The sequence below is a fragment of the Nocardia sp. CA-120079 genome, assembly GCF_050955745.1.
In the GTDB taxonomy this organism is placed as follows: Bacteria; Actinomycetota; Actinomycetes; order Mycobacteriales; family Mycobacteriaceae; genus Nocardia.
The window spans coordinates 5,535,422-5,555,671 of sequence record NZ_CP192088.1; the positions used below are offsets into that span (position 1 = coordinate 5,535,422).

Annotated in this window: 17 protein-coding genes and 1 pseudogene; 15 read left to right on the top strand and 3 right to left on the bottom strand. The window is 66.6% G+C overall.

Features of this window, described 5'->3' with window-relative positions; genetic code table 11:
* Window positions 1-13: 13 nt before the first annotated feature.
* From ACQPYR_RS25515 to ACQPYR_RS25575, 13 genes and pseudogenes are all read left to right on the top strand, one after another.
* A complete protein-coding gene (locus ACQPYR_RS25515) occupies window positions 14-1,159 on the top strand; it encodes a FecCD family ABC transporter permease (protein WP_433621472.1) in 1,146 nt (381 codons plus the stop codon).
* Complete coding sequence (locus ACQPYR_RS25520) at window positions 1,156-1,971, top strand: ABC transporter ATP-binding protein (protein ID WP_433621473.1); 816 nt, start codon at window positions 1,156-1,158, stop codon at window positions 1,969-1,971. Before ACQPYR_RS25515 ends, ACQPYR_RS25520 begins: the two co-directional genes overlap by 4 nt.
* 71 nt (window positions 1,972-2,042) lie before the next feature.
* Entirely contained in the window at window positions 2,043-2,435 is a 393-nt protein-coding gene (locus ACQPYR_RS25525) for a BlaI/MecI/CopY family transcriptional regulator (RefSeq protein WP_040689937.1), read from the top strand.
* Window positions 2,436-2,498: 63 nt separating this feature from the next.
* A complete protein-coding gene (locus tag ACQPYR_RS25530; RefSeq protein WP_063037376.1) occupies window positions 2,499-3,437 on the top strand; it encodes a M56 family metallopeptidase in 939 nt (312 codons plus the stop codon).
* Between the two features lie 123 nt (window positions 3,438-3,560).
* Window positions 3,561-4,904 (top strand): annotated as a pseudogene (locus ACQPYR_RS25535) (DEAD/DEAH box helicase); the annotation flags it as partial.
* 430 nt (window positions 4,905-5,334) lie between these two features.
* Window positions 5,335-6,180: a DMT family transporter gene (locus ACQPYR_RS25540; RefSeq protein ID WP_433621474.1), complete on the top strand. Its 846-nt coding sequence runs from the start codon at window positions 5,335-5,337 to the stop codon at window positions 6,178-6,180.
* A gap of 90 nt (window positions 6,181-6,270) precedes the next feature.
* Window positions 6,271-7,707, top strand: a complete 1,437-nt coding sequence (locus tag ACQPYR_RS25545; RefSeq protein ID WP_433621475.1) for a GuaB1 family IMP dehydrogenase-related protein — start codon at window positions 6,271-6,273, stop codon at window positions 7,705-7,707.
* 680 nt (window positions 7,708-8,387) lie between these two features.
* Window positions 8,388-9,761 (top strand): hemolysin family protein, encoded by a 1,374-nt coding sequence (locus ACQPYR_RS25550; protein WP_433621476.1) that lies wholly within the window; start codon window positions 8,388-8,390, stop codon window positions 9,759-9,761.
* Complete coding sequence (locus ACQPYR_RS25555) at window positions 9,754-10,818, top strand: hemolysin family protein (RefSeq protein WP_433621477.1); 1,065 nt, start codon at window positions 9,754-9,756, stop codon at window positions 10,816-10,818. The genes ACQPYR_RS25550 and ACQPYR_RS25555 overlap by 8 nt, the downstream gene beginning before the upstream one ends.
* Window positions 10,815-11,705, top strand: a complete 891-nt coding sequence (locus ACQPYR_RS25560; protein WP_433621478.1) for a 3-methyladenine DNA glycosylase — start codon at window positions 10,815-10,817, stop codon at window positions 11,703-11,705. The genes ACQPYR_RS25555 and ACQPYR_RS25560 overlap by 4 nt, the downstream gene beginning before the upstream one ends.
* 145 nt (window positions 11,706-11,850) lie before the next feature.
* A complete protein-coding gene (locus tag ACQPYR_RS25565) occupies window positions 11,851-13,425 on the top strand; it encodes an LVIVD repeat-containing protein (RefSeq protein WP_433635242.1) in 1,575 nt (524 codons plus the stop codon).
* Between the two features lie 2 nt (window positions 13,426-13,427).
* The gene (locus ACQPYR_RS25570) at window positions 13,428-14,069 is read left to right on the top strand and encodes a DUF305 domain-containing protein (RefSeq protein WP_433621479.1); all 642 of its coding nucleotides are present in this window, start codon (window positions 13,428-13,430) and stop codon (window positions 14,067-14,069) included.
* Between the two features lie 96 nt (window positions 14,070-14,165).
* Window positions 14,166-14,984, top strand: a complete 819-nt coding sequence (locus tag ACQPYR_RS25575) for a hypothetical protein (protein WP_433621480.1) — start codon at window positions 14,166-14,168, stop codon at window positions 14,982-14,984.
* A gap of 8 nt (window positions 14,985-14,992) precedes the next feature.
* Here ACQPYR_RS25575 and ACQPYR_RS25580 read toward each other — a convergent pair whose 3' ends face one another.
* The gene (locus tag ACQPYR_RS25580; RefSeq protein ID WP_433621481.1) at window positions 14,993-16,009 is read right to left on the bottom strand and encodes a hypothetical protein; all 1,017 of its coding nucleotides are present in this window, start codon (window positions 16,007-16,009) and stop codon (window positions 14,993-14,995) included.
* A 228-nt stretch (window positions 16,010-16,237) separates the two neighbouring features.
* On the opposite strand from ACQPYR_RS25580, the gene ACQPYR_RS25585 reads away from it, so the two are divergent.
* Window positions 16,238-17,452 carry an IS110 family transposase gene (locus tag ACQPYR_RS25585; protein ID WP_433621482.1) on the top strand — a complete coding sequence of 405 codons (1,215 nt, stop codon included), beginning with the start codon at window positions 16,238-16,240 and terminating at the stop codon, window positions 17,450-17,452.
* A gap of 5 nt (window positions 17,453-17,457) precedes the next feature.
* On the opposite strand, the gene ACQPYR_RS25590 is transcribed toward ACQPYR_RS25585, so the two are convergent.
* Window positions 17,458-18,792, bottom strand: coding sequence for a Dyp-type peroxidase (locus tag ACQPYR_RS25590; protein ID WP_433621483.1), 1,335 nt, complete (start codon window positions 18,790-18,792; stop codon window positions 17,458-17,460).
* A gap of 11 nt (window positions 18,793-18,803) precedes the next feature.
* On the bottom strand, window positions 18,804-19,364 hold the full coding sequence (locus ACQPYR_RS25595; RefSeq protein ID WP_433621484.1) for a hypothetical protein: 561 nt from the start codon (window positions 19,362-19,364) through the stop codon (window positions 18,804-18,806).
* A 210-nt stretch (window positions 19,365-19,574) separates the two neighbouring features.
* Here ACQPYR_RS25595 and ACQPYR_RS25600 point away from each other — a divergent pair, with 210 nt between their 5' ends.
* The gene (locus ACQPYR_RS25600) at window positions 19,575-20,237 is read left to right on the top strand and encodes a hypothetical protein (RefSeq protein ID WP_433621485.1); all 663 of its coding nucleotides are present in this window, start codon (window positions 19,575-19,577) and stop codon (window positions 20,235-20,237) included.
* Window positions 20,238-20,250 lie beyond the last annotated feature (13 nt).

Here is a 20,250-nt window from a genome sequence, read left to right on the forward strand (position 1 = left end):
CCGGGGAGCATCCATGAGCGAACGAATCATCGACGAAATCTCCCCGGATAACACCGCGACCGGGCCCAGCAGTACTCCGCCGGCGTTGCGCCACATCCGCCCCGCCCTGCGCGTCGGTCCAGTGTCGATTGTGTTGCGCCCCACCATGGCGCTCCTGGTTCTGGCGCTCGCCGCGACCGTGCTCACACTGTTCTGCCTCGATATCGCCCTCGGCGATACCCACATTCCGATCGGGCGAGTACTCGATGTGCTCAGCGGGGGCGGCACTCGATCCCAGCGCTTCATCGTGCTGGAGTCCCGATTGCCGCGCGCGCTCACCGCCGCGGTCGTCGGTGCGGCACTCGGCATCGCGGGTGCGATCACCCAATCGATACTGCACAACCCGCTCGCCGCGCCGGATGTGCTCGGCATCACCACCGGCTCGAGCCTCGGCGCAGTCGCGGTACTGGTCGGAACCGGCGGCGCGACAACCGGACTCGCCGCGAGTGTCGGCACACCGCTGGCAGCGCTGAGTGGTGGTCTGCTCACCGCGATCGTGATCTACCTGCTGGCCTGGGGTCGCAGTGCGACCGGCGACCGCGGCGTCACGCCGTTGCGACTCGTGCTGATCGGCATCGGGGTGAACGCGTTGTTGTTGTCCGGCATCAGCTTTCTGCTCACCCGCGCCAGCCTGCAGGACGCGGCTCGCGCGCAACTCTGGCTCAATGGCTCGCTCAACAGCGCGGACCGCACGAAAATCGTCCCGGCCGCGCTGGCCCTGACCGTCGTCGTGGTGGTCGCGGTGGGCTCCGCGCGAACCCTTGCCGCACTCCGTCTCGGCACCGACACCACCCGCGTGCTCGGCGTGCGGATCCAGACCCAGCAAACGCTATTGATCGGCGCAGCGGTCGTGGCCGCGTCCGTCGCCACGGCGGCTGTCGGCCCGGTCACTTTTGTGGCGCTCGCCGCACCGCAGATCGCACGCCGCCTGCTGCGAACTCCCGGCGAACCACTGATCGGCTCCGCGCTCATCGGTGCCATCCTGGTGGTCGGCGCGGATGTGGCCTCGCGCACGCTGTTTCCGGTCGATCTGCCGGTCGGTGTCGTGACCGCCGCCTTCGGCGGACCGTTCCTGCTCTACCTGCTCGTGCGTATGAATCGGAAGGCGACCCTGTCATGACCAGCGATACGCGGCTCTCCGCACAGGAAGTCACCCTCGGCTACGGCGACCGCGTCATCGTCGACGGCCTCGATATCGATATCGCACCCGGCGTCGTCACCACCGTCATCGGCCCCAACGGCTGCGGCAAGTCGACAATGCTCCGCTCGCTCGGGCGCCTGCTGCGTCCGCGACAGGGTCGAATCCTGTTGGACGGCAAAGCGATCTCGACGATGAAAACCAAGGATGTGGCACGCGTCATCGGCATGCTCCCGCAGTCGCCGGTCGCGCCCGAGGGGCTCACCGTCGCGGATCTCGTTGCGCGCGGGCGTCATCCGCATCAGTCCTGGATCCGGCAGTGGTCGGCCACCGACGAGGCCGAGGTCATGTCCGCACTCGCGGCGACGGGCATCGCCGACCTGGCCGATCGCTCACTCGACGAGTTGTCCGGCGGGCAGCGCCAGCGTGCCTGGATATCCATGGCACTGGCCCAGGGCACCGACATCCTGCTGCTCGACGAGCCGACCACCTACCTCGACCTCGCGCATTCGGTCGAGGTCCTGGATCTGATCGACCGGCTGCACGACGACCTCGGCCGCACTGTGGTGATGGTGCTGCACGATCTCAACCTGGCCATTCGCTACAGCGACCGCCTCATCGTCATGCGCGACGGACGCATCGTCGCCCAGGGCGCGCCCGCCGATATCGTCGATGTCGCGCTGCTGCGCGAGGTCTTCGATCTCGACGCCTCGGTCCTCGAGGATCCGGTCTCCGGCCGTCCGATGATCGTGCCCATCGGAACCCGGCACGTTTTGCCCGGGTATGACAAATGACACACCAGCTATCAGGTAGTTACGACGGGGTGTAGTACGCAATTGTGTCGTTGAGTCCGTAAACTTGTGGAATGGCAGGACTTGGTGAACTCGAGAAGGCGGTCATGGATCAGCTGTGGTCCAGTGACGAGCCGCAGACCGTACGGCAGGTACACGAGGCTTTGGCCGCCCGCCGTGAGCTCGCGTACACCACGGTGATGACGGTGCTGCAACGGCTGGCGAAGAAGAACCTGGTGGTCCAGCGCCGCGATGACCGCGCCCACCGCTACGCCCCGGTGCACACCCGTGATGAACTGGTGGCCAGCTTGATGGTCGACGCATTGCAGCAGGCCGATGTGGCGGGCAGCCGCGCGGCGGCGCTCGTGCATTTCGTCGAACAGGTCGGCAGGGACGATACGGACGCGCTGCGGGAAGCACTCGCTAAGCTCGAGGCATCCGAAGATACTGCGCCGCCGAAGCAGTAGTCTTGGGATCCTGGCCTCACAACGAGGTGAGACCCTGGCCCCACAACGCAGTGAGCTGAGTCGATGAACGCAACCGCGCCGGTCTTCGCCGGTCTCGCTTTGCTTCTCGCGGGGCCTGCCCCAGCGCTGCTGAGCCGCGCGACCTGGCCGTATCGGACTCCGCGCGCCGCGCTCGTGTTATGGCAGGCCATCGCGCTCGCCGCCGTGCTCAGCGCATTCGGCTCGGGCCTGGCCATCGCCGCCCAACTACTCGTCCCAGGACCGAACGGTCGCCCGACCACCTCCCCGGCCCGGGAAATCGACGCGCTCGGACTGCCACTGTGGCTGGCCTATGTCTTCGTCTTCGCGCTGACCCTGCTCGTCGGCGCGCGGCTGATGTACGCGATCGTGCGCGTCGGCGTGCACACCCGAAGGCGCCGGGCGCGCCACCGCATGCTCGTCGATCTGCTCGACCAGAGCGGACCGCAGCGCCGCGCCGCTGATATCCGGGTCCTCGCCTCGACCGAGCCGATCGCCTACTGTCTGCCCGGCCTGCGCCAGCGGGTCGTGCTGAGCGAAGGCACGTTGACCAGCCTGCAGGACGCCGAGGTCACCGCCATCGTCAGCCATGAGCGCTCGCATCTGCGCGCCCGGCACGATCTGGTGCTCGAGGCATTCACCGCAGTGCACGAGGCCTTCCCCCGGGTGGTGCGCAGCAAGGCCGCACTCGGCTCGGTGAAACTGCTGATCGAACTGCTCGCCGACGATTCGGCGGTGAAGGTGACCGGCCCGAAGCCCCTGGCCCGCGCCCTGGTGGCGTGCGCGAAATCCACCGCTCCGCAGGGCGCGCTCGCCGCGGGCGGGCCGACCACCCTGATCCGCATCCAGCGCCTGGGCGGCCGGATCGGCGATATTCGGGTGGCCTCGGCGGCGTATCTGGGGTCGGCGGCCATCCTGGTGGTCCCGACCATGGCCGTCGCGGTACCCTGGCTGGTCGAACTGGATCGACTGCTGCGTAACTGATTCCTCCGGTTCTCCCCGACACACCCGGTCCTACCGCATCCCGATGACCGGGCCCAACCATCTCGGCGGCACCACGCGTGCCCGGATCCGCCCGCGCCGAGACATGAAAGGCACACAACCCCGTTGACCTCCTCCACCCCTGCCACCACCTTCGCGGAGCTGGGCCTACCCGCCGTGCTCGTCCAGGCGCTGCGCCGCGACGGCATCGAGGCCCCGTTCCCGATCCAGGCCGCGACCGCGACCGATGCGCTGGCGGGTAAGGATGTGCTCGGACGCGGCCCAACCGGCTCCGGCAAGACCCTGGCCTTCGGGCTGCCGATGCTCGCACTGCTCGCGGGCGCGCAGGCCAAGCCGGGCCGTCCGCGCGGTCTGGTGCTGGTGCCGACCCGGGAACTGGCAGCCCAGATCGAAAAGGCACTGGACAGCGCGGCATTGTCGCTCGGCCTGCGAGTCGCTTCGGTGGTCGGCGGCGCACCGATCAAGCGGCAGGCCGACCGGCTCGCGCGCGGAGTGGACCTGCTGATCGCCACGCCCGGACGGCTGGAAGATCTGATCAACCAGCGCTCCGCCGACCTGTCCGATGTGCGGATCACCGCACTGGACGAGGCCGACCACATGGCCGATATGGGGTTCCTGCCACAGGTCACCAAACTGCTCGACCGGACGCCGAAAGATGGTCAGCGCCTGCTGTTTTCGGCCACCCTCGACGGTGAAGTCGACAAACTGGTCAAGCGTTACCTGCGCTCCCCCGTCACGCATTCCACCGCGCCGCCGTCGGCCTCGGTCGCGACGATGTCGCATCATCTGCTGTACCTGCGCAAGGCCGATAAGCGCGAGATCACCGCGCAGATCGCCGCCCGCGATGGGCTGACCATCATGTTCGTGCGCACCAAACACGGTGCGGACCGGCTCGCCAAGCAGTTGCGGGCGGCCGGAATCGCGGCAGGCGCGCTGCACGGCGGTAAGGCACAGAACAACCGCGTGCGGACGCTGGCCGCATTCGCCGACGGTACGACACCGGTGCTGGTGACCACCGATGTGGCCGCGCGCGGCATCCATGTGGACGGGATTTCCCTTGTCGTGCACGTCGATCCGCCCGCGGAATCCAAGGCGTATCTGCATCGCGCGGGCCGCACCGCACGCGCCGGTGAGGACGGCGTCGTCGTCACGCTGGTCACCGAGGAGGAACGCGCCGAGGTCGAGAAGATGACCCGCAAGGCGGGCGTCGATGTCGACGGCGTGCAGGTCCGTCCGAACGATCGGCGCCTGAGCCAGATCACCGGCTCGAAGCAGCCGTCGGGCGTACCGATCGTCGCGGCGAACTCGGCGGTCACGGTGGGTGACGAGGGTGAGTTGAAGGTCGGTAGGTCGAGCCGCCGGTCCGGTCCGGGTTCCGGCGGTCGTGGCCGCGGCGCACGCTCGGGCGGTGCGGGCTCGGCCGGTGCCGGGCGGCGTAGTGCCGGTTCGAGTGGTCGCGCCGGGGGTGCGAAGAAATCCTCGGATGGTTCGTCGAGCTCCACCGCGACTTCGAATCGGCGCAGTGTCGCAACGTCGGGTCGGGGGACGACGGCCGCCCCTGCCGCGGGTCGAACCACAGCAGCGGCGACGGCTGCCCCAGGCCGGAGCGCGGGGTCTGCGAACACGGCTCCGGGGCGGACCGCGAGCACGACATCGGCCGCGCCGGGGCGGGCTGCCGGGTCGGCCAAGGCGGCCCACGGCACGGGCTCACCCGCGCGCGCTACGTCTGCCGGCCATGGTGCAGGGGCCACTTCAGGTCGTGGTGCCGGGTCCGGTCGCACCGCTGCGACCAGCGGCGACACGCCCGGGCGTCCGCGTCGACGCGCCGGGCGGGCACAGGGGGTGCCGAGCGCCCGCAATCGCGGGGCAAACTGAGCAGGTGGCGAATCATCAGGTGGGCGCGGTCGTCTGTGCGCTGATCGCGGCGTTGCTCTTCGCGGTCGCCGCGGTCGCGCAGCAGCATGCGGCGGCCGCGGTTCCCGAGGACGAATCGCTCATGCGCTCACTGCTGCGCAATCCGCGCTGGTGGGGCGGAATCATCGGGGATGCGGGCGGTTACGCCATGCAGGTCGCCGCACTCACTCTGGGGGCGGTGCTGCTCGTCCAGCCGATTCTGGTGAGCATGTTGGTCTTCGCGCTCCCGCTCTCCGCCCGCATCAACCGCCGCCGCATCACCCCGCGCACCTGGGCGACCGCCGTCGCACTCGCGGGGGCCCTTGCCGCCTTCTTGATCATCGGCGATCCGACCGAGGGCAATACCAATGCGCCCCTGCGTGATTGGATCCCGCCGCTCGCCGCCCTGCTCGGTGTGCTGGCGGTGGCCGTCGTCGTCGGCCTCGGGACCTCCGACCCGACGCGGCGCGCACTCCTGTTCGGCACTGCGGGCGGCGCCCTGTTCGGACTGGCCGCCGCGCTCACCGAGTACGTGACCGAACTCTTCGACGGCGGCCTCATCCATGTGCTGGGCAGCTGGCAAACCTGGGCCTTGGTGGCCTCCGGTTTGACCGGGCTCTACCTCCAGCAGCGCGCCTTCCAATCCGGCCCCCTCGTCGCATCGCTGCCCGCCGTCACCATCGCCGAGCCCCTGGCCGCCGCCTTCATCGGCATTACCGTCCTCGACGAACGCTTCCGCACCGACCACATCGGATTCGCGGTGATCACCGTCGCCGTAATCATCATGTGCGCGACCACAATCCAACTCTCCCGTGCCCAAGCCGACGCGTGACAGGCACGGCTCGAGATCAGGTGCACACCGGCGCAGAGGGAATGCTGGGTGATTGCACGGAAGTGCGGCGCACCGGTTAGAATCGGTTAAGTGCAGTTTCTCCCTGGTCATCAGCCGCCGTACGACCTGACCTACGACGACCTCTTCCTCGTCCCGAATCGGACGGATGTCGCGTCACGGTTCGACGTGGATCTTTCGACCACAGACGGGTCCGGCACCACCATCCCCATTGTCGTCGCGAATATGACCGCGGTCGCCGGACGCCGGATGGCCGAGACTGTCGCCCGTCGCGGTGGCATCGTCGTCCTACCGCAGGATCTTCCGATCGCCGCGGCATCGGAAACCATCGCCTTCGTCAAGACCCGCTCGCTCACCGCCGATACCCCGGTCACACTGGATCCGGAACGTTCGGTCTCCGAGGCCGTCGCCCTGATGCACAAGCGCGCTCACGGTGCCGTGGTGGTCGTCGACGGCGGTAAGCCGGTCGGTGTGGTCACCGAGGCATCCTGCAGCGATGTCGACCGGTTCGCCCGGCTGCGCGATGTAGCGGTCACCGACTTCGTGCAGGCACCGGCCAGCACCTCGCCGCGCGATCTGTTCGACCTGCTCGAGGCCGAGCACGCGCAACTCGCCGTGCTCATCGCCGAGGACGGCAGCCTCGCGGGCGTCATGACCCGCACCGGAGCCATCCGCGCAGGCATCTACCAACCCAATGTGGACGCCAACAACCAGTTGCGCGTGGCCACCGCGGTCGGCATCAACGGCGACGTGGCGGCCAGGGCCAAGGCGCTCGTCGACGCAGGCGCGGACTTGCTCGTCATCGATACCGCACACGGCCACCAGGCCAAGATGCTCGAAACCCTCAGCGCCATCCGCGATCTCGGCCTCGGTGTGCCGCTGGTCGCGGGCAACGTGGTCTCCGCGCAGGGCACCCGCGATCTGGCCGCTGCGGGCGCGGACATCATCAAGGTCGGTGTCGGCCCCGGTGCCATGTGCACCACCCGCATGATGACCGGCGTCGGCCGTCCGCAGTTCTCCGCGGTAGCCGAATGCGCCACCGCCGCAAAGGAACTCGGCGTGCACATCTGGGCCGACGGCGGGGTCCGGCACCCGCGCGACGTCGCTCTCGCACTGGCCGCGGGCGCGTCCAATGTGATGATCGGCTCCTGGTTCGCAGGCACCTACGAATCCCCCGGCGACCTGCGCGTCGACCGTGACGGCAATGCCTACAAGGAAAGCTTCGGCATGGCCTCCAAGCGCGCCGTCGCCGCCCGCACCGCCACCGACAGCGGCTTCGACCGCGCCCGCAAGGCATTGTTCGAAGAGGGCATCTCCAGCTCGCGCATGCGCCTGGATCCGGAACGCCCCGGCGTCGAGGACCTCATCGACCACATCTGCTCCGGCGTTCGCAGCGCCTGCACCTACGCGGGTGCCCGCAGCCTCACCGAGTTCCACGACAAGGCGGTGCTCGGCGTGCAATCGGCCGCAGGTTTCGCCGAAGGCCGCCCGCTGCCGTCCGGCTGGTAGCCGAGCAACGGATAATAGCCCGGCCCTTCCTGCCCAGCCGACCCCAACGGAGCGAGACTTACGAGCGACCCGTCCGCGGCCCGTCTCGCGTCCAAGCCGTCGAAGCGCATGCGACATAGTCGCGAGTCTCGACGCGCGCGCATAAGATGCCGAACGACCCGCCATCAGACACCACAACGGAGCGAGACTTACGAGCAACCCGTCCACGGCCCGTCTCGGGTCCGAGCCGTCGAAGCGCATGCGACGAAGTCGCGAGTCTCCACGCGCGCGCATCAGATGCCGAACGACCCGCCATCAGACACCACAACGGAGCGAGTCTTACGAGCAACCCGTCCACGGCCCGTCTCGCGTCCGAGCCGTCGAAGCGCATGCGACGAAGTCGCGAGTCTCGACGGCTCGGACGCGAGACACCAGGGGGCCGCGAACACGCCGCGCCGGAGGCGCGGCCATCAACACAGCAATACCGGCCCACGCGGGCACGCGCGTGGGCCGGTAGCATAGTGGTTGCCGGTTTCCGGTTACACAAACCCATTTGCCGAGAGGAACAAGTTGTCACCCGCGTCCGAGGGCGCCGCACAGGAGGGCTCCTCTACCGAGCCGGGTGACAAACCCGGCGCCCTCCTTCCCACAGCCGCCCGATCCGATTCAGCTCATCGCATGTTTCGCAGGTGGTGCTGACGATGTCCGTCGTGCTCACCGTGCTCAGCCTGATCGGGTTCATCGCACTCACCGTCGGCACCGCGTTGTTCGTTGCCGCCGAATTCTCGCTCACCGCTCTGGAACGCAGCACCGTCGAATCGCATGTGCGCACGGTCGGGGACGCCCGCTCGCGCATGGTCCGGCAGGCGCACACCACATTGTCGTTCCAGCTCTCCGGAGCGCAGCTCGGTATCACCATCACCACGCTGATCACGGGCTATATCGCCGAACCCGTCCTGGCCCGGCTGCTGTCGCCGCTGTTCACCGCGCTCGGTCTGAGCGAGGGTGCGGCGCACGGTATCTCGCTCACGCTGGCGTTGCTGCTGGCCACCTCGCTGTCGATGATCTACGGCGAGCTCGTGCCGAAGAACATCGCGATATCGAAGCCGCTCGGCACCGCCCGGGTGACCGCGGGCCCGATGATCGCCTTCTCGGTGGTGTTCAAGTGGATGATCCACTTCCTCAACGGCACCGCGAATTGGGTGGTCCGGCGCCTGGGCGTGGAACCGGCCGAGGAGCTGCGTTCGGCGCGCTCCCCGCAGGAACTCGGCTCGCTGGTGCGCACCTCCGCACTGCGCGGCGCGCTGGACCACCGCACCGCGCAGCTGGTCGATCGCTCGCTGCAATTCGGTGAACGCAGCGCCGAGGAGTTGATGACGCCGCGGGTCAAGATCGAATCCCTGGACAAGTCCGACACCATCGCCGATCTGATCGCGGCCGCCAGCCGCACCGGTTACTCCCGCTTCCCGATCATCGACGGCGATCTGGACAACACCCTCGGCGTGGTGCACGTCAAACAGGCGTTCACCCATCCGGCGAATCTCCGCAACACCATCCCGCTGCATCTGCTCGCCCGGCCGGTCCCGATCGTGCCGGCCAGCCTCGACGGCGACGAGGTGCTCGAGCGGGTGCGCGCCGACGGCATGCAGGTCGCGCTGGTGGTCGACGAATACGGCGGCACCGCGGGCATCGTGACCATGGAGGATCTCATCGAGGAGATCCTCGGCGATGTCCGCGACGAGCACGACGAGGAAGAACGCGATGTCCGCCGGGTCGCCGACGGCTGGGACTGCTCGGGGCTGCTACGCATCGACGAGGTCTCCCGGGCCACCGGTTACGACGCGCCGGAGGGCGAATACGAAACCCTCGGCGGTCTGGTGCTCACCCGGCTCGGCCGCATCCCGGTGACCGGTGATGAGGTCATCCTGCCGAATCCACGGTCCTCGCATCGCTATCCGAACGACGATGACGGCGGCTGGATCGCCAAGGTCGAACGGATGGATGGGCGGCGTATCGATCGGATCCGGCTGGTCCCGGTCGCGGCCGCCGTGCTGAAGGAGAACAGCCATGGGTGATCTCCTCGGTGTCCTCTTGACGGTCGTGCTGCTGGCCTGCAATGCCTTCTTCGTCGCAGCCGAATTCGCGCTCATCTCGGCCCGCCGGGACCGTCTCGAAGCGCTCGCCGCACAGGGCAAGCGCAAGGCGCACACGGTGATCCGGGCCGGTGAGAACCTGTCCATGATGTTGGCCGCCGCGCAGCTCGGCATCACCATCTGCTCGATTCTGCTCGGCCGGGTCGGCGAACCCGCGGTCGCGCATCTGCTGGAGGGGCCGTTCGAGCTGGTCGGCCTGCCCGAACAGCTGCTGCATCCGGTGGCCTTCGCCATCGCGCTGGCGATCGTGGTGATCCTGCACATTCTGTTCGGCGAGATGATTCCGAAGAATATCGCGCTGGCCGGACCGGAACGCAGTGCGCTGCTGCTGGTTCCGGTGCATCTCATGTGGTTGCGCTTGGCGCGCCCGCTCATCGCCCTCTACAACCTGGCGGCGAATCTGTCGCTGCGCATGTTGCGGATCGAGCCGAAGGATGAGCTCGAGGCGACGGTCTCGAGTGTCGAGCTCGCCGAGATGATCGGTGAATCCCGTTCGGAGGGCCTGCTCGACGAGGAAGAGCACCGTCGCCTCACCCAGGCGCTCGGCACCTCCGATCGGGTGGTGGGCGATGTGATGGTGCAGCTGGCGACGGCCCGCTCGGTTCCGCTGCGCGGCAATGGCACCACGCTCGGCGATATCGAAACCGCGGTCGCCGAAACCGGTTTCTCCCGGTATCCGGTGCGCGCGAGCGACGGTTCGCTGGTCGGGTATCTGCATGTCAAGGATGTGCTCGACAAGGTCGCTGACGAAAGCGCCGGACCGAATACACCCATCCCGCGCACCGATATTCGTCCACTGCCGACGGTCAGCGCCGGTACGCCCCTGTACGAGGCGCTGGCCCGCTTGCGCCGCACCAACTCCCACCTCGGCCGTGTCGTGGACACTCGTGGAAATACTGTGGGCATTGTGGCGCTCGAGGATCTGGTGGAAGAGTTCGTCGGCACCGTGCGCGACGGGACGCACCGGGTGATCGAATGATCGTGCTGGCCGAGTCCGAGTGGCGGACCAGGGCCGCCGCGCACCGGGCTCGGCTGGACGAGCTCGTCGGACCGTATCTCGAGCGGCGCGCGGCGGGGTCGTCACATCCGGTGATCGACTTCCTGTTCACCTACTACGGACACAAGCCCGCCCAATTGCGGCGCTGGCACCCGGGATTCGGTGTCGCATTGGCGGGCGCGCGGGATTACGACGGGGCTCGCGGGTATCACCGGCATGACATACCTTCCGGCGCGGGTGTCCATACCGCCGACCCCGCGTTCATCGGGCGGCGTCGCGACACCATCGAGTTCATCGCAAAACTGCTGCGCGCCACGGCATCCCGCCCGGCGCAGCTGTCCTGCTTCGGCCTGCACGAGTGGGCGATGGTGTACAAAACCGATGAGGTCCGCCACGAACAGGTGCCGCTGCGCTTGGGCAGCACCGGTACCGATGCGGTCGTCGAATCGATGTCTCTGCGCTGCACCCACTTCGACGCATTCCGCTTCTTCACCCCGGACGCGGTCGGTCGCAATGCGGAACCGTTGACCCGCGCCGACCAGGTCGCCCGCGAACAGCCCGGCTGCCTGCACGCGAATATGGACCTCTACAAATGGGGTTTCAAACTGACCCCGCTCATCTCCTCCGACCTGTTGCTCGACTATTTCGAATTCGCCTGCGCCGCACGCGAACTCGATATGCGCGCGAGCCCGTACGACCTCACCGACTACGGCTACGAGCCGATCCGCATCGAAACACCGTCCGGGCGTGCCGAATACGTCCGGGCGCAGTCGAGCTTGGCCGAGCGGTCGACGGGACTGAGACAGTCGCTGCTCGACGTCTGCACATCACTGCTGACAGATGACACCGAGGCACTGACCGCCAGCTGAGCGTTGCGGCGAAATGTATCAATTACCTGGCATTTTAGCCAAAACCCAGCTGTAAGTTACTGCCTGTTACTACCATTCAGTCAGTACACACTCCGTCTGAGTCGGCGCAGTCTGTGCCCATGATGAGGAAAGTTGGGATGCAATGATGCACCCGAAGCCGAGACTGCGTGGTGCCCGCGCGTTGGCCCTGTTCGCCAGCACGATCGTGGCCGCAATGATGTTGCCCAGCAGCGCATCGGCCGATCTGCAATCCGATATCGCCACCGCGGTCCAGGAATTCCTCGATGTCGGCCGGACCTCGGTACCCAGGGCGGACTGCGGACCGGGATCGATGCCGGAAACCGGGCTGCAAGGCGATGTTTCGGCCGCCGACCGCGACAGTCGGCGCAGCACCCAGGGCTACACCTGCAATATGTCGATGGTCGGCAATTACGCCGGACGCGGCGCGGGCATCACCTCCACCAGCTTCGACCACTGCGCCTATCTGGGTTCTTTCTTCCCCGGCGACCTGATCAGCGAGGGCCGCGGCGTCCAGGTACTCGACGTCTCCGATCCGGCACATCCGCGCCCGACGGTCACCCTGACCGAACCCGCGATGCTCGCGGGCACCTGGGAGAGCCTCAAGGTCAACACCGAACGCAAACTCCTGGTCGGGACCGGCGTGCCGGTCGGCGAGGGCGTCGGCTATCTGTCGGTCTACGACGTCTCCGATTGTGCGTATCCGAAGCTGCTCAATCCGGGGCCGGGCACGAATCTGCTGATGCCGCTGCCGATCACCACACACGAGGGCGGCTGGTCCCCCGACGGGCGCACCTACTGGGCCTCGGGTGTCGCGCCCGGTTTCGTCAGCGCGGTCGACCTCACCGATCCGGCCGATCCGCATGTCATCTGGCAGGGGCTGACCGGCATCGAGGCGCACGGCTTCGGCATCAGTGCCGACGGCAACCGCATGTATCTTTCCGCGCTCGGCGGATTCACCGTGCTCGATATCAGCGCGGTTCAGCGCCGCGATCCCAACCCGCAGGTCACCCATATCGGCCGCACCTTCTGGACCGACGGCTGGGCCACCCAGCACAGCGTCCCGGTGACCTATGACGGCAAGCCCTACCTATACACCGTCGACGAAGGTGGTTCCGGCGGTGTGAAACTCATCGATATCTCCAACGACACCGCACCGAAGGTGGCTGGGAAGGTGAAGCTGGAGATCAATCTGCTGCAGAACATCGACAGCAATATCGGTAGTTCGATGGGCGGTTCGGCCTTCGCCTACGAATCGCACTACTGTGCCGCCGACCGCCCGGACGACCCCACCGCCCTGGCGTGCGGTTGGATCTCCTCCGGCATCAGGATTTTCGACGTACGCGATCCGCATAATATTCGCGAGATCGCCTACTTCAATCCGCCCGCACGAACCGGCCAGAATCTGAGCCTGTGGAACTCGCCACATGCCCTCGCGTCGATCATCGGTGTGCCGTTGATGAGCACACCACCGGCCGCACGCGCGGTATTGGAGGGTCAATTCGATCCATTGGACGCGCTCACGCCGCGCACCGGCAACCTCGCCTTCGGCGATGTCTCCACCGACTGGTGTTTCTCGCCGCCGGAGTGGCGCGGCAACCAGCTGTATGTCGCCTGCTCCGATAACGGATTCATGGTGCTGCAATTGGAGAACGGCGTATATACGGTGCCCGAGAATCAGCAATCGACCGTCGGGTCGTAGCTGTGTCCCGTTGGTTCCGAGTCGCGGCGCTCGCCTCGGTTGCGTTCGTCCTGGTTGTGCTCGGCGCGGCGCTGCGGCCGCTCGTATTGCCCGAACAGCATACGACCGCACCGGTTTTCAACGCGGTCGAGATCGGATTCGCGCAGGATATGACCGCGCATCATCAGCAGGCGCTGATCATGGTGCAGCGCTTGGATCGTGACGTGGACCCGACCGTCCTGCGGCTGGCACAACAGCTTTCGGATACGCAGCGCATCGAGATCGGGACCATGCTCGGGTGGTTGCGGCTGGCCGATGCGTCACCGCTGTCGTCGCATCCGATGGCATGGATGCACCCCGATGCGGCTGTGTCGCGACATCATCCGAGCGCGGGTCAGTCGAGCGGCGATGCGATGCCGGGTATGGCGACTGCCGCCGAACTCGACGTCCTGTCCACAGCCCGCGGTTACGATGCCGAAATACTGTTCCTGCAATTGATGTTTCGTCACCATCAAGGCGGACTGGTGATGGCTCGTGCCGCCGACGAGCTTCTGCCCCCGGGCCCGGTCAAGGAAACCGCGCGCTCGATGTTCCAGAGCCAGAGTCAGGAGGCCGGTGTGATCAGCGTGCTACTCACCCAACTAGGTGGTCGGGCCACGCAATAGCCGACTCGCGCCCCATCATCGGATACGGGCTGTGCCAGCTCAGAGTTTGCCGCAGTGTCGTGCCCTGCGCACATCGCGCTTACCTGCCGGCCGGCGATGACACGTACCCGTGCGCATTCGCTGTCGCCGATTCCGATGCGCCCGAATCCGGAGGTACGGTCGATCCAGATCGACGGCACAGAAAGGCGCGAGCGACCCGTGATCCAGACCGAGACAGTCACCGTCCCCGAACACGTGCACGGATATCCCGACGTGGCGTTCGGCGGCTACGTCGCGGGCCTGCTGGCCGGGCCGTGCGAGGCCGCCGAGATACGCGTCGACTTCCGCGCCAGGGTGTCGCTGAAGACCCCGATGTCATTGCGCCCCACCAGATCCGGCGGCTACACGCTGACCGATCCCGTCGGCGCGCTGCTCGCCGAATCGACTCCGGCGGCACTCACGATCGATCCGCCGCCCGCCCCGAGCTGGGCCGAGGCGAAGGCGGTCACCGACGCGGCCATGGTGTCGCGCCGCGTCACCGACTGCTATGGCTGCGGCGCCGCCTGCGCACCCGGCCGCGGCCTGCGCCTACTCACCTGGGACACACCGGATCACGATCTCGTCATCGCCGCCTGGACTCCGGATCGCGGCCTTGCCGACGAATCCGGCCGACTCCCGCCGGAAGTCGTCTGGTCCGCTCTCGACTGCCCCGGCGGCTGGACCGCCATGCGAAAACAAGGTATGAGCTTCGGCGGCGTAACCGCGGCCCTCACCGCCACCCAGCTCCGCCCCGTCTACCCCGACTCCCCCTACATCTCCTACGCCTGGCCCATCAGCCACCAAGGCCGCAAACACACGGTCGGCATCGCTCTCGCCACGCCCTCCGGCGATCTCTGCGCCGTAGCCGAAGCCCTCTGGATCGAACCCAAGCCCTGAACCAGTGGTCACTTCATGGTGGCCAGGTTGTGCCAGAGGTTACGGAGGCTGTCGGTCCCGCCGAACAGCGTGGTGAAGTTGGTGGAGTCGATGAGCACGATATCGCCGGCTCGTCTGTCGGCGGGTGGCATCCAGATCAACGTATTGAATTCGGTATTGCCTGCGGCGGTGAAGGGATGGGGCCGTTGGGGGTCGACACGCTGGCGGCCCAGGACACGAAGCGAGTCGGATTCCGGCGCGGTGAGCTCGTAGTGCGGTAGATGAGGGTGGAAGTTGAACGTCGTCACATTGTCCAGCAGCCGGGGTACGTCCAGATCGCGGAACCCAGTCAAGGGTGCGATCTCATTGGTGCCGTCCACGACGGCGGGGCGCAGGCCCCATTTGTTGTGCACCGGAACATCGAGGGCCTGCATGAGCGAGCGTGTGTACTGGCCGAATCGTTGCTGCCGCGGCACCAGCGGGTCACCGTGATGCGCGTATTCCATTTGTCGCTGCGCGTAGTCGTCGGTGCACCCGACGTCGTGGTGTGGCGCCAGCAGCAGGCAGGTGCCTTCGCGTTGCAGCCAGTCGCGGATCGCATCGATCTCGGCTGCGGTGGCGTGCTGCTCGGAAAGGACGTGATCGAGCCCGAACACCATCAGGGTGTCGGTGTCGGCCAGGATCCGCTCGTCGATCGGCAAGGTGTAGCCGGCCTGGTCGATGCGCTGGAACACAGCGACGGGGTGACCGGTGGCCTCTGCGGCCAACTGCTGGAACGCCAGCGTCGAGCGATGGAACAGCTCCAGTGTGCCTGCGATGCCCTGCAGGAAGTGCGCGGCGTCGTATTCCGGAGTCTCGTAGCTCGGCCACAGCACGTTGCGGACCTCGGTCATTGTCGAGAAGCGGTTGTACATCTCGGCGGGATCGCGTTGGGCCTCCCACGGATAGCTCCATGTCCAATAGATGCTCATCCGCCGTCGCCCGTCGTGGTTGCGCGGAATGTGGTTCTGGTTGTAGGTGCGTGCCGGCGGGAGGGTGCTGCTCATGGTGTCACCCTAAGTTTGTAGGTGTCTGGGGTTGGTGCCCTGGATGCCCAGGGCGGTGGGGTGTAGCTGATGGTGTTTTGCCTCGGTCGAGGCTCGAGAGGACTGGCTGCCCCGCCGCGCTGGACGCTCCGGCTGCTGATTGAGAGCTTGTTGCGGTCGTCGCTGGTTAGGGATCTGTCGGCGGAGTTGTCCATGGGCGCAATGACTTTGGAGTCAAGGAGCACGTGGGTGGATGTTCGCCCGGAGATTTGGGTCGGGATCGATGTCGGCAAACACGCGCATCACGCGTGCGGGGTCGACGAGACCGGAAAAACGGTGTTCAGCCAGAAGTTCGGAAACGACCAAGCCGCGATCGAAGCGTTGATCGCCCGCGCCGAGCGCGGTGCCGAGCGGGTGCGCTGGGCGATCGATCTGACCAGCCCGATGGCGTTGCTGCTGATCACAGTGCTGTTGGCCGCAGATCAGGCGGTGACGTATGTGCCGGGCCGGGTGGTGAATTCGATGACCGGCGGCTTCCGCGGCGAGGGCAAGACTGACGCCAAGGACGCGCGGGTGATCGCCCAGAGCGCCCGCCTGCGTGAGGATCTCAACCAGGTCGTGATGCCCGACGAACTCGTGGTCGGGCTGACCCAGCTGACCAGCTACCGCACCGATCTGATGGCGGATTGGGTGGCCGGGGTCAACCGGCTGCGCGCCCTGCTCGGGTCGATCTTCCCCGCGTTGGAGGCCGCGTTCGACTACTCGAACCGGACCCCGCTGATCCTCGTCGCTGCAATGTGCACCCCCGCCGAGATTCGAGCAGCCGGAATCGACGGTGTCACAACACATCTCACCGACAACGGCGCCTGGAAACCAGGCATCGCCAAAGCGGCCGCCACCGCCCTCGACGCCGCCGGACGCCAGAGCCTGGCCCTGCCCGGCGAGGCAGACACCGCGATGCTGGTCAAACGCATCGCCCGCAAGCTGCTGGATCTGGACCGTGAGATCAAGGACACCGACAAACTCGTCACGACCCGATTCCGGGCACACCCGTGGGCACGCATCATCGAATCCCTGCCCGGCATGGGTCCGAGTCTGGGGGCGGAGTTCCTCGTCGGTACCGGAGGTGACCTGGCCGGCTTCGCCAGCGCGGGCCGCTTGGCCTCCTACGCCGGCCTCGTCCCGGTCCCCCGCGACTCGGGCCGGGTCAGCGGCAACCTGCACCGCCCGAAACGCTACAACCGGCGCATGCGGCGCGTGTTCTTCATGGCAGCCTTGTCGAGCCTGCGCTACGAGAACGGGCCCTCGCGACAGTTCTACGACCGAAAACGTGGTGAACGACTCATCCATACCCAAGCACTCCTAGCCCTGGCCAGGCGCCTGGTCGACGTGCTCTGGGCGCTGCTGCGCGACAACCGCGAATTCACCCTCGACACACCGACTCCCGTCACTGCTACGACTTGACACGGTCATTGAGAGTCCTCTCGACTGTCGAGCGTGGCCAGGTATCGCAGAGCGTTGATGCTCGGGAGGAAGAAGTACGCGCCGCCTTTGAGCGTGGTGAAAGCCGGCAGTCCCTTGTGCACTTTGCGGATGGGCCGCCTGGGGATCGTGAAGTCGAGGGTGCCGTCCTGGGTGCCGCAGATGGGGTCGTGTTCGTTGCCGAGTTCGTGAAATGTCTTGTCGTTGATCCAGACGTTCTGGGCGAACTCGAACTGGCGAACCAGGCTGGCGCAGATGATGAACGCGGCGATCCCGCGGTCCGCTCCGTCGTCGGGGCTATCCTCGGGTAGCGCGGGCCCGTAGGTGGCGCCACGGCGAATCATTCTGCGGCGGTTCATGTTCGCCGCGGTATCACGGGGATTCAGACGCCGCGCATGGGCGCCGAGCGGTACCGCATAGCCGTGCGGATCCATTTCCCTGTAGTTGAAGTCGTTGTTGCGCATGGGATCCGCGCCCAGCGCCGGATCATCCCGGTCCGGTGCCAGCACCAGGGGTGCGCCGCTGCGCCAGCGCCCCATAAGCTTCGCGGCGAGCAACTCCTGCCCGTCCGGGGTGTCCGAGTTCTCGCGCAGATAGTTCCGAAACGCGCCGACATGTTCTTGTAGCCGCCGGTAGGCCATATAGCTTCCGTTGCGGAACAACACCTCCGGCTGCGGCAGCGCTCGTGCCGGTCCGTCCTCGTCGGGGTAGCCCAGGATGAATTCACCGGGTTGCAGCGGTGCCCCCGAACCTGGCGTCGGCGCTTCGCCGGATCCGTCGATCACCGGCTGGGACAACCGATCTCGGAACCCGAAATGATCGTGGGCGTAGTCGAAGGGCGGCGTCGCGTTCAGATCCAGGAACGACAACACGCGCACACCGGAGCAGCGGGCGATCAGTTTGTGGTGTTCAGTGGTGCAGCGCTGATGCTCGGCATCGGTGCGGGCGAACAGGATCGCGATGGCGTGCAGGTCGTCACCGGCCAGCCCACCCACCCAGTTGTCGGGAGAACAAGCGCCCGTGTCACCCAGGATGTCAGCGCGTGCGGCCATGCCTTCGCGGAACTCGTCCGGGAAGGTGGCGAGCGTTTCTTCCGGCACGCCGAGCGCCCGCAGCCCGCGCCAGGTGAAGGCCAGCGTGACCCAGCGGTCGGAACTGTCCATCGTCGCGCGCACGTCCGCCGCCGATTGCACGCGGTCCACCAGCGGCGTCAACCAAGCCCGAGCCCCGACGGGATCATCGAAGGACAGGAACTCGTAGCGGCCGGTCACCGCCGGGGTCCGGGTCAGCAGGATGTGCTGAATATCGTCGAGTTCGAGCATGGCCCACGGGGTTACTGCATCTGGTCGAGCATGTCGGAGAACGCTGCTTTCAGCCGCAGCGCCTTTTTGATCTCGTCGGCGGTGACGTAGGGGTACTCGCCGTATTCGAGGAAGCTCGGAAACTGGTGTTCGCGAACAAATTTCACGAACGCCTCCGGGTTTTCCTTCCAATCCTCCGGAAATCCCTCGAGATTGGTGAAAACCGTGGTGATACCGGTCTGGGAGAACAGGGCCACGGCGTCCTCGGTGTATTTGTCGAAATCGGTGTCGAAAATGCCCTGATATTGGAAATGCAGTCCCGATCCGACGTCGAACAACACCCACCGCAGATAGTGCAGCCGCAGCGGCGCCAGCACATCCGGACCAGCTGCGATCGCATCCTGGATCTGCTTGCCGTATGCGCGAATAGCCTCCTCACGACCCGGCTTCACCTTGGCGATGATCGAGAACCCGTAGCAGGCCGGCGTCCGGGGATAGATCGGGCCGTACCTGCCCCGCTCCAACTCGAAATAGCCCTCCGCCGGAATGGCCGTCGCCGCCGGTCTACTCCAGTCGGGCTCGGTCGTCGTCATATCTTCACCCGCCTTCCGCACCGCAGTAAGCTGGACTTTCAATATGCTATGCCTCGGCCGATCTCGCCGAAACCCAAACAGCACCGGTAACCAAGACGGAATTCGATCGACGACGTCGGTGCGTTGAATTGTGTGCCGGGAGCACAACGAGCAGATCAGACCTGGGCCGGAAATACAGCCACCGGCGCTCGGATTTGACAGGATGACGGCATGTCGACATCGCCGCAACACACCGAGCCGACCCCGCATCGGTTGTCGACACCGCGAGCGGCCGCACTGGCCGGAGTGGTCTTCGCGGTGTTGTTCGGAATAACGCTGATCTTGATCCGTATCGACATGCCCGACGGCATCGAAGGCTCGACTCGTTGGCTGACCAGTCGGCAGAACGCGATCAGAACGGCGACAGTGCTCATGCCGTTCGCCGGAATCAGCTTCCTGTGGTTCATCGGCGTCGTCCGTGACGGATTCGGGCGCTACGAAGACCGGTTCTTCCTATCGGTATTCCTCGGTAGCGGGCTGCTGTTCCTGGCGATGATGTTCGTCGGCACCGCCGTCGCCGCCGGTCTGGTGTCCAGCAACACCGACGTCACCGACCCGGCCGCCCGCGCCGCGGTGGTCGACTTCGGCAAGATGATCGTGGTTTCGGCATGCCAGACCTACGCACTGCGGATGGCGGCCGTGTTCATGATCTCGCTCGCGACGATCTGGCTGAAGACCGGGCTGATGCCGCGCTGGCTCGCCGGTGTCAGCTATCTAGCGGCCCTGGCACTCCTGGTGGCCGGCGAAACGAGCAGATGGATGACGCTGGCCTTCCCGGCGTGGGTGCTCCTGGTCAGCATCCTCATCCTGGTGCGCACCGCATCCCGAACGTGACAAACACCCACCA

Coding starts and splice junctions, on each gene's coding strand:
- ACQPYR_RS25515 (WP_433621472.1), top strand. CDS start 14: ATGAGCGAACGAATCATCGACGAAATCTCCCCGGATAACACCGCGACC.
- ACQPYR_RS25520 (WP_433621473.1), top strand. CDS start 1,156: ATGACCAGCGATACGCGGCTCTCCGCACAGGAAGTCACCCTCGGCTAC.
- ACQPYR_RS25525 (WP_040689937.1), top strand. CDS start 2,043: ATGGCAGGACTTGGTGAACTCGAGAAGGCGGTCATGGATCAGCTGTGG.
- ACQPYR_RS25530 (WP_063037376.1), top strand. CDS start 2,499: ATGAACGCAACCGCGCCGGTCTTCGCCGGTCTCGCTTTGCTTCTCGCG.
- ACQPYR_RS25550 (WP_433621476.1), top strand. CDS start 8,388: ATGTCCGTCGTGCTCACCGTGCTCAGCCTGATCGGGTTCATCGCACTC.
- ACQPYR_RS25555 (WP_433621477.1), top strand. CDS start 9,754: ATGGGTGATCTCCTCGGTGTCCTCTTGACGGTCGTGCTGCTGGCCTGC.
- ACQPYR_RS25560 (WP_433621478.1), top strand. CDS start 10,815: ATGATCGTGCTGGCCGAGTCCGAGTGGCGGACCAGGGCCGCCGCGCAC.
- ACQPYR_RS25565 (WP_433635242.1), top strand. CDS start 11,851: ATGCACCCGAAGCCGAGACTGCGTGGTGCCCGCGCGTTGGCCCTGTTC.
- ACQPYR_RS25575 (WP_433621480.1), top strand. CDS start 14,166: ATGACACGTACCCGTGCGCATTCGCTGTCGCCGATTCCGATGCGCCCG.
- ACQPYR_RS25580 (WP_433621481.1), bottom strand. CDS start 16,009: ATGAGCAGCACCCTCCCGCCGGCACGCACCTACAACCAGAACCACATT.
- ACQPYR_RS25590 (WP_433621483.1), bottom strand. CDS start 18,792: ATGCTCGAACTCGACGATATTCAGCACATCCTGCTGACCCGGACCCCG.
- ACQPYR_RS25595 (WP_433621484.1), bottom strand. CDS start 19,364: ATGACGACGACCGAGCCCGACTGGAGTAGACCGGCGGCGACGGCCATT.
- ACQPYR_RS25600 (WP_433621485.1), top strand. CDS start 19,575: ATGTCGACATCGCCGCAACACACCGAGCCGACCCCGCATCGGTTGTCG.